The following is a 7,752-nucleotide window of genomic DNA, read 5'->3' as shown; positions in this document are numbered from 1 at the left end:
CCCCCCCCCCCCCCCCCCCCCCCCCCCCCCCCCTGGGGGGGCCCCCGGGGGGGCGGTTGGGCCCCGCCCCCCCCCCCCACCCCCCCCCCCCCCCCCCCCCCCCCCCCCCCCCCCCCCCCCCCCCCCGCCCCCCTTTTGGGTGGGGGGGCGGGGCGCGCCGCCCCCCCCGCCGCCGGATAGGTCATAATCGGCCGATGCGCCCAAATCTCCGCCTGCCCGCCCTCTGCCTTGCCCTCGCCGCCAGTCTCACCCCCACCTTCACGGCCCATGCCGCGCAGGACGGGAAGGCCCGGGCCGAGCAGGACGAGGCCCGGCAGAAGCTCCAGGGGGTGCGCCAGCAGATCGAATCGCTGACGAAGGACCAGCGCGACACGGCCAACGCCCGTGACAGCGCCAACGCCAGCCTGGCGAAGAAGGCCGAAGAGGTCTCATCCGCCGCCAAGGCGGTCCGCGAGACGGACACGGAGCTCGCCCAGCGCCAGCACGACCTTGACCAGCTGAACCAGCAGCGCGATGGCATGCAGGCCGAACTGGCCAAGCACAAGGGCGCCCTAGGCGACCTGCTCCGCGCCACCTATACCCTTGGCCGGGGTTCCGACCTCCAGCTCCTGCTGGGCGACGAGGACATCAACCGGATCTCGCGCGCCCTCGCCTACTCGCGTTACTTCCAGGAGAACCGCGTCGAGCGGATCAAGGGCCTGCTCGCGGATCTTTCCCGCCTGCAGGATGTCGAAACCGCGATCACCGCCGAGCAGGACAAGCTGGCGGCCACGCGGGCCGAACGCGAAAAGCGCGCGGGCGACCTGGAACGGCAGCGCGCCGACCAGCAGAAGCTGGCGGCCGAGGCCGAGGCGAAATACAAGGACCAGGGCCAGCGCATGGCCGCCCTGAAACAAAACGAGCAGGACATGAACGCCCTGGTGGCGAAGCTGCAGAAGGTGATCGACGACGCCGCGAAGGCGGCCGAACCGGCACCGGCGCCGAAGGGCGTGCCGGCGGGCCCGGCGCTGGGCAACCTGCGCGGCAACCTCCCCTGGCCAGCCAACGGCCCGGTCCACGCCTTCGGCAACGGCGTCATCATCGTCGCGCCGCGGGGCAGCGAGGTGAAGGCCGTCGCGCGCGGCCGCGTCGTGTTCGCCAACTTCCTGCGCGGCTACGGCATGATGATCATCGTGAACCACGGTAACGGCTTCATGAGCATGTACGGCAACAACGAAACGCTGCTGCACGGCGTAGGCGACATGGTGGAGGCCGGCGAAGCCGTCGGTACCGCCGCGGCGCCGGCCGGCGACAACGGCGCCTATTTCGAGCTGCGCCAGGGTGGCAAGCCCATCGATGCGCGTGGCTGGCTAGCGAAAAAGCATTGACCACGGAGAACGGCATGCGCCAGCACCCCCTTCGCCTTGCCCTTGCCCTGGCCCTGGCCAGCGCGCTGGCGCTCCCGGCCCAGGCCCAGCAGAAGAAGGTGCCGGTGAAGCAGCCCGATGCCCCGGCGGCGTCGAGCAGCGCGGCGGCCGCGGTCGCCGCGAAGGCCGATGACAGCGTCGACCTGGATGACATCCGCAACTTCACGCGGGTCTACCACATCATCCAGCAGGCCTACGTCGAGAAGCTCGACAACAAGACCATCATGAAGGCCGCCATCAGCGGCATGCTGCAGAACCTGGATCCGCACAGCGAGTACCTGGACAAGGAAGGCCTGGACGAGCTCGATGAAGACACCACCGGCCAGTACGGCGGCCTGGGCATCGAGGTACTGCAGGTCGATGGCCTGCTGAAGATCGTCTCGCCGATCGACGACACGCCGGCCTCGCGCGCGGGCATCAAGCCGGGCGACACCATCCTCAAGGTGGATGGCATGGTCGTGGACCAGCAGAACATCGATGACGCGTTCAAGAAGCTGCGCGGCGACCCGGGCTCCAAGGTCGTCCTCACCATCCTGCACGAGAAATCCGACAAGCCGATCGACATGCCGCTCACCCGCGAGCGGATCAACGTCACCTCGGTGAAGGTGCGCCAGCTCGATCCGGGCTTCGTCTACATCCGCCTGAGCCAGTTCCAGGAAGACACCGCGACCGACCTGGAGAAGAAGCTCGGCGACTACATCAAGAAGAACGGCGCGCCGCGCGGCGCGGTGCTCGACCTGCGTTCCAACCCGGGCGGCCTCCTGACCACGGCGGTCGGCGTGGCCGACGCGTTCCTCGATTCGGGAACGATCGTAACCACCAAGGGCCGGCTGGCCGACGCCAACCTGCATTTCGACGCGCATCCGGGCGACATGCTCAACGGGGCGCCGATCGTGATCCTGGCCGATAACGGCACCGCGTCCGCCGCCGAAATCGTCTCCGGCGCGCTCAAGGACAACCACCGCGCCCTGATCATGGGCCGGCGCACCTTCGGCAAGGGCGTGGTGCAGACCGTGCTCCCGCTGGACCAGGACAGCGCGGTGAAGATCACCACCGCGCGTTATTACACGCCGAACGGCACGTCGATCCAGGCCGAGGGCATCAAGCCGGATATCGCCCTGGCCGATCTCGCGGTCAACAAGAGCGACACCGCGCCGTCGCTGATCGGCTCGGAAGCGGACCTGCCGAACCACCTCGCCAATGAAAAGGCGTCGTCCGAGGCCGCCGCGGCCAACGATGACGACGGGAAGCTGGCGATCGAGGATTACGCGCTGTCGCAGGCGTTGAATGTGTTGAAGGGCCTCGCGCTCAACCGCCGATAGCCATTGTAGGAGCCCACCCTGTGGGCGACATCGGTCGCGATATTGCATCAGGCCCTGCGGCTCTGCTGCGTACGGCGTCGCCCACAGGGTGGGCTCCTACCAGAACTTCCACCACGGTCGGGCGGACCGCGCCATCCGCCGCCTCAACCGACGCGATGCCGCCCGCGGGATCGCTTCCTGCCCGATCTTCCAGCCGTCAAACGCAGGGACGCCATAAGCGCCCGCACCCAGCTCGTACTCGAACCCCGTGACGGTCTCGGCCAGCTCCACCGGCAACGCGTGGAAGCAATCGACATCCTCACCGGCTGCGTCCGCCTCATCCTGCTCGGCTTCGAACCGCGCATGCAGGACGTCGAACGGTGGGGGCAGTTCGCCGCTGGTGACCAGCACGCGAACCTCGCTTTCAGCATTGTGTTCGACATGCCAGGCCGGCTTGCCGTTTTCATAGGCCGTGGCCACGCTGACGTCGTTCTCGCTCCACTGCACGCCGATCACCTTGCAGCCCTGCGACAGCGGCAGGAGCGAATCCTCGGTGAGCAGGGGCGAGCCGAAACGGGTGATGACGATGAACCAGCCATTCGGGAGGGCGATCGCCATCCCCCGTTGGGCATGCGGGGCCGACTCACCGGTACGGACAAGGTCGAGCTCGGCGAGTACCGCCGCGCCATCCTTTCCCTTGACCGCCAGCCAGCCGCGGGTCCCGGCCATCGCGCTTACTCCCGTTCGGGGGCCTTCAGCAGGAAACGTACGGCAAGCAGGCCCAGTTCGTAGAGCAGGCACATTGGCACAGCCAGCATGACCATGGAAAGCAGGTCAGGCGGGGTGATGAAGGCGGCGATGGCGAAAGCGCCGACGATGGCGTAGCCACGGCCCTTGCTCAGCTTCTCCGCATCGACCACCCCGATCGCGGCCAGGATCACCACGGCCACCGGCACCTCGAAACAGAGGCCGAACGCGAAGAACATCAGGGTGACGAAATCGAGGTAATGCGTAATGTCCGTCATCATGGCCACGCCTTCGGGCGTGACCGCGTTGAGGAACTTGAACGCCGCCGGCATCACGACGAAATACGCGAACGCGCAGCCCGCGTAGAACAGCACCAGCGAGGCCACCAGCAGCGGCCGGGCAAGGCGCTTCTCGTGCTTGTACAGGCCGGGGCTCACGAACGACCACAGCTGGTACAGGATCATCGGCATGCTGATGAACAGCGCGACGTAAAAGGTCAGCTTGAGCGGGGTGACGAACGGGCTGGCGACCTCGGTGGCGATGAGGTGCGCGCCGTTGGGCATCTTCTCGACCAGCGGCTTGGCCAGCTCGGCGTACAGGTGGTTGGCCATTGGCACCAGGGCCAGGAGCACCACCAGGAGGACCACGATCGCCCGCATCAGGCGGCTGCGCAGTTCGATCAGGTGGGAAAAGAGGCCTTCTTCCAGCTCGTCTTCGGCCGATGGATCACGTGCGGTCATGCGGTTCGTTCCGGCCGGGCTCGTCGCCCTGGTTCAACGGGAGCATGTCGCGCTCCGGGTCGGGCTCGCGCCGGCCCGCATGCGCGGACTGGGCTTCGGTGTAGGCATCGCGCACCTGCGCTTCCGTATCCCGGAAGGCGCCCGTGACACCGGTGCCGGCGTCGCGGAAGTTCTTCTGCACGTCTTCCTGCGCCGTGCGGGCGCTCTCTGCCGTCTCGCGCAGGGTGCGCTTGATTTCCTCGGCCTGGATTTCGCGCTCCACCTCGGACTTCACGCTATCCCAGCCGTTGCGCACCCGGCGCAGCAACGCGCCCGCGGTGCGGGCAGCGTGCGGAAGGCGCTCGGGACCGAGCACGATGAGCGCCACCAGGGCGAGCAGCAGCAATTTGCCGAAGCTGATCTCGATCATGGCGCGGAACGCCGCTTACGGATTGCGGTCGTGGGTCTCGGTGCTGTCGCGCCGGACGTTTTCCTGGGAGACGGTGCTGTCGGCACGCAGCTTCTCGGCTTCGCGGCGGCGCTGCTCTTCCTCGTCGCCGCCATCCATGCCCTTCTTGAAGTCGCGCATGGCGCCGCCCAGGTCAGAGCCGATGTTACGCAGCTTCTTTGTGCCAAAGATCAGCACGACGACGAGCAGCAGGAGGACGATATGGGTAATGCTCATGGGAACCTCGGGGCACCCCCTGGGGCACCGTTGGGACGGGGGCGGGCCCTAGAGGACGCCGCCCGGGAGGGGACTCACTTCTGAGTGTACTCCTCAAGTTTATCCCGGAACGCCACCACCTCGCTTGGAACGTTCGTCACACCTCCTTCGAAGATCCGGCGGGCCGTGATGCCCTTGCCGTAGATCTCCTCGTTGGAGTCGTCATCGATGCTGATGCGCGAACCATCGAGGGAGATGCCTGCAAAAAGGCCCTTGGAACGGGAATAGGTGTAGATCTCGGAGTTCATCTTTCCGTTGGTGGCGGCCATGGCCGAGCGGCCCACCGGGCCGGCGGCCGCGGAGGCGCTGGCGCCCATGGTGAACTGGCCATCGATGATCTGGTCGACGCCCTTGTGGGTACGGAACACGAGGATCACGTCGGTCGACTGGATGCCGGCCTGGAAGCCCACGCCCGCGGCGGCGGTGGAGATGAAGTTCGGGTTGGACCACTCGCCCGTGCAGTCACGGCGCTCGGCGATCACGCCCTCGCCCTTGGCACCCGAGAATACGAAGCCGCCCTTCACCATGCCGGGGATGATGGCCACGGCGCAGGCGTTCTTGAGCAGGTCGGCCGGGATCGACTTGTCCGGTGCGTCGTTCATCATCTCGTCGAGCACGCGGACCGCCTCGCTGGCCTGCTTGCGCGGGGGATCGGCGGCCTGGGCAGCCATGGAGGGCAGCAATGCGGCAAGGCCAAGGGCAAGCAGGGAAAGGCGTGAGGTCATCGGTGGCTCCTTTTGAACGCTTTAGGCAGGATCCGTGACAATGTGTTGCGGGAGGCAGACGCCAGCGTATGGCAGACTGCATGGGTCCCCGCGAACACCGAATCCAATGCCAGGTACCCCGAACTATACCGGCCTGAACGAGCATTCCCACGACCTTCCGGCGAAGGCGGCGGTGTTGCTGGTTAACCTTGGTACACCTGAGGCGCCCACGGCCGCCGCCGTGCGGCCTTACCTCGCCGAGTTCCTTGGCGATCCGCGCGTCATCGAGTACCCGCGACTGCTCTGGAAGCTGATCCTGCATGGGGTGATCCTGAGGATTCGCCCAAAGCGCTCGGCCCATGCCTACGAGCGGATCTGGACGGCCGAGGGTTCCCCGCTGCGGGTCGGCAGTGAAGCACTGGCCGCCTCGCTCGGCGCGGAACTGGCCCGGCGCCGGCCTGGTCCAGTAACCGTGGCGCTCGCCATGCGCTACGGCAAGCCGTCGGTGGCCGACACGATCGCGAAGCTGCAGCGCGAGGGCGTGCGCCGCCTCCTCGTGCTGCCGCTGTCCCCGCAGTACTCCGGCACCAGCACGGGCAGCGTCTTCGATGCCGTGGCCGATACGGTGAAAGGCCTGCGCTGGCCGCCCGAACTGCGCCAGATCAACGACTACCACGATAACCCCGCTTACATCGCCGCCCTGGCGGCCAGCGTGCGGGCTCATTGGGACGCGCACGGCCGCGGCGAGAAGCTGCTCATGAGCTTCCACGGGATTCCTGAGCGTTACACCCGCGCCGGCGATCCGTATTACTGCCAGTGCCACGCCACCGCGCGCCTGCTGCGCGAGGCGCTGGGCCTGTCCGAGGACGAGGCACTCTTCAGCTTCCAGTCCCGCGTGGGCCGCGAGCGCTGGCTGCACCCGTACACCGACGAGATGGTGAAAGCCTTCGGCGCGAAGGGCATCAAGCGGATCGACGTGATCAGCCCGGGCTTCGCAGTCGATTGCCTCGAGACGCTGGAAGAGATCGCCATGCAGAACGCGGACTTCTTCCGCGAAGCAGGCGGCGAGACGTTGACCTACATCCCGTGCCTCAACAGCGCGCCCGACCACGTGGCCGCCCTCGCCGATCTCGTACTGAAGCACACCCAGGGCTGGCCGGAATTCGGCCCCGCCTACGATGCCGCCGCCGAGGCGATAAAGCTCGCCGCCGCCCGCGAACGCGCGCGAAAGGCAGGCGCCGGTGCGTGAGCTGAAGGTTTCGATCCCCGGCCTCGAGCTGGGCGGGCTGGCTTGGGGCGAGCCCGACGCCCCGCCGCTCCTGCTGGTGCACGGCTGGCTCGACAACGCCGCGAGCTTCGCCCTGCTCGCACCGAAACTCGCCGACCGCTTCCACGTGATCGCGCTGGACCTGCCGGGCCACGGGCACTCAGGGCACCTGCCGGAGTCCACGATCTACCAGCATGTGGACTACGTGCGCGCCGTCCTCGCCGCAGCGGACGCGCTCGCCCTGCCCCGCTTCCACCTGCTCGGGCATTCGCTTGGCGCGGGCGTGGCGACGATGCTGGCGGTCGCGGCGCCGGAGCGCGTGCGCGCCCTCGCGCTTATCGAAGGCCTTGGTCCTCTTGGCGACGATGGTTCCCGAACGCTTGATCGCTTCCGCGAAGCGATGGCGCTGAAGGCCACGGGTAACCGCCCGCTGCGAGTTTTCCCCACGATCGAATCCGCCGCGGAGGCACGCGCATTGGCCAGCGGCCTGGCACCCGAACTCGGGCGCTACATCGTCGAACGCGGGCTCAATGCCGTGGAAGGCGGCTATAGCTGGCGCAGCGATGCACGGCTCTCACGCCCGACCGCGGTGCGGCTCGCGGAAACGCAGGTGATGGCATTGCTGCTGGGCCTGGCGGCACCGACGTCCCTGCTGCTCGCGCGACCCAACCCACCCTACCTCGAACCGGGAGCGCTCCAGGTCCGCATCGATTGCGTCGACAACATCCGCGTCACCCACATGGATGGCGGGCACCATTTGCACCTGGAACACCCGGACGCCGTCGCTCAATGGGTGCATTCAACCTTCTGATCGCGTAGGAGCCCACCCTGTGGGCGACGCCGTTCGCGAAAGGCCCAAGGATCCTGTAGCGCTAACGCGAAAG

At 67.6% G+C, this 7,752-nt stretch carries 9 protein-coding genes; 4 read left to right on the top strand and 5 right to left on the bottom strand.

What is annotated here, in order from left to right; genetic code table 11:
- Window positions 1–194 precede the first annotated feature (194 nt).
- On the top strand, window positions 195–1,367 hold the full coding sequence (locus tag ACTHLF_RS18280) for a murein hydrolase activator EnvC family protein (protein ID WP_440329202.1): 1,173 nt from the start codon (window positions 195–197) through the stop codon (window positions 1,365–1,367).
- Between the two features lie 14 nt (window positions 1,368–1,381).
- Window positions 1,382–2,728: a S41 family peptidase gene (locus ACTHLF_RS18275; RefSeq protein WP_440329200.1), complete on the top strand. Its 1,347-nt coding sequence runs from the start codon at window positions 1,382–1,384 to the stop codon at window positions 2,726–2,728.
- 96 nt (window positions 2,729–2,824) lie between these two features.
- Here ACTHLF_RS18275 and ACTHLF_RS18270 read toward each other — a convergent pair whose 3' ends face one another.
- The 5 genes from ACTHLF_RS18270 to ACTHLF_RS18250 all read right to left on the bottom strand — a co-directional run bounded on the left by ACTHLF_RS18270 (window position 2,825) and on the right by ACTHLF_RS18250 (window position 5,622).
- Entirely contained in the window at window positions 2,825–3,436 is a 612-nt protein-coding gene (locus tag ACTHLF_RS18270) for a hypothetical protein (protein WP_440329198.1), read from the bottom strand.
- A gap of 5 nt (window positions 3,437–3,441) precedes the next feature.
- A complete protein-coding gene (gene tatC / locus ACTHLF_RS18265; protein WP_440329196.1) occupies window positions 3,442–4,194 on the bottom strand; it encodes a twin-arginine translocase subunit TatC in 753 nt (250 codons plus the stop codon).
- Complete coding sequence (gene tatB / locus ACTHLF_RS18260; RefSeq protein WP_440329194.1) at window positions 4,181–4,603, bottom strand: Sec-independent protein translocase protein TatB; 423 nt, start codon at window positions 4,601–4,603, stop codon at window positions 4,181–4,183. Before tatB ends, tatC begins: the two co-directional genes overlap by 14 nt.
- Window positions 4,604–4,618: 15 nt before the next feature.
- Entirely contained in the window at window positions 4,619–4,858 is a 240-nt protein-coding gene (tatA, locus tag ACTHLF_RS18255; RefSeq protein ID WP_440329193.1) for a Sec-independent protein translocase subunit TatA, read from the bottom strand.
- A gap of 74 nt (window positions 4,859–4,932) precedes the next feature.
- A complete protein-coding gene (locus tag ACTHLF_RS18250; protein ID WP_440329191.1) occupies window positions 4,933–5,622 on the bottom strand; it encodes a lipid-binding SYLF domain-containing protein in 690 nt (229 codons plus the stop codon).
- Window positions 5,623–5,728: 106 nt separating this feature from the next.
- Here ACTHLF_RS18250 and hemH point away from each other — a divergent pair, with 106 nt between their 5' ends.
- Window positions 5,729–6,850 carry a ferrochelatase gene (gene hemH, locus ACTHLF_RS18245; protein ID WP_440329190.1) on the top strand — a complete coding sequence of 374 codons (1,122 nt, stop codon included), beginning with the start codon at window positions 5,729–5,731 and terminating at the stop codon, window positions 6,848–6,850.
- Window positions 6,843–7,679 (top strand): alpha/beta fold hydrolase, encoded by an 837-nt coding sequence (locus ACTHLF_RS18240; protein WP_440329189.1) that lies wholly within the window; start codon window positions 6,843–6,845, stop codon window positions 7,677–7,679. The genes hemH and ACTHLF_RS18240 overlap by 8 nt, the downstream gene beginning before the upstream one ends.
- The last annotated feature ends 73 nt before the right edge of the window (window positions 7,680–7,752 follow it).

This window comes from Luteibacter sp. (assembly GCF_051958795.1).
Classification (GTDB): Bacteria; Pseudomonadota; Gammaproteobacteria; order Xanthomonadales; family Rhodanobacteraceae; genus Luteibacter.
Note: the sequence above shows the minus strand (reverse complement) of the source record. Positions and strands in the feature narration are given on the sequence as shown.

Excerpts from the sequence above, each read along its gene's own strand:
- ACTHLF_RS18280 (WP_440329202.1), top strand. The coding sequence starts at position 195 with ATGCGCCCAAATCTCCGCCTGCCCGCCCTCTGCCTTGCCCTCGCCGCC.
- ACTHLF_RS18275 (WP_440329200.1), top strand. The coding sequence starts at position 1,382 with ATGCGCCAGCACCCCCTTCGCCTTGCCCTTGCCCTGGCCCTGGCCAGC.
- ACTHLF_RS18270 (WP_440329198.1), bottom strand. The coding sequence starts at position 3,436 with ATGGCCGGGACCCGCGGCTGGCTGGCGGTCAAGGGAAAGGATGGCGCG.
- tatC (WP_440329196.1), bottom strand. The coding sequence starts at position 4,194 with ATGACCGCACGTGATCCATCGGCCGAAGACGAGCTGGAAGAAGGCCTC.
- tatB (WP_440329194.1), bottom strand. The coding sequence starts at position 4,603 with ATGATCGAGATCAGCTTCGGCAAATTGCTGCTGCTCGCCCTGGTGGCG.
- tatA (WP_440329193.1), bottom strand. The coding sequence starts at position 4,858 with ATGAGCATTACCCATATCGTCCTCCTGCTGCTCGTCGTCGTGCTGATC.
- ACTHLF_RS18250 (WP_440329191.1), bottom strand. The coding sequence starts at position 5,622 with ATGACCTCACGCCTTTCCCTGCTTGCCCTTGGCCTTGCCGCATTGCTG.
- hemH (WP_440329190.1), top strand. The coding sequence starts at position 5,729 with ATGCCAGGTACCCCGAACTATACCGGCCTGAACGAGCATTCCCACGAC.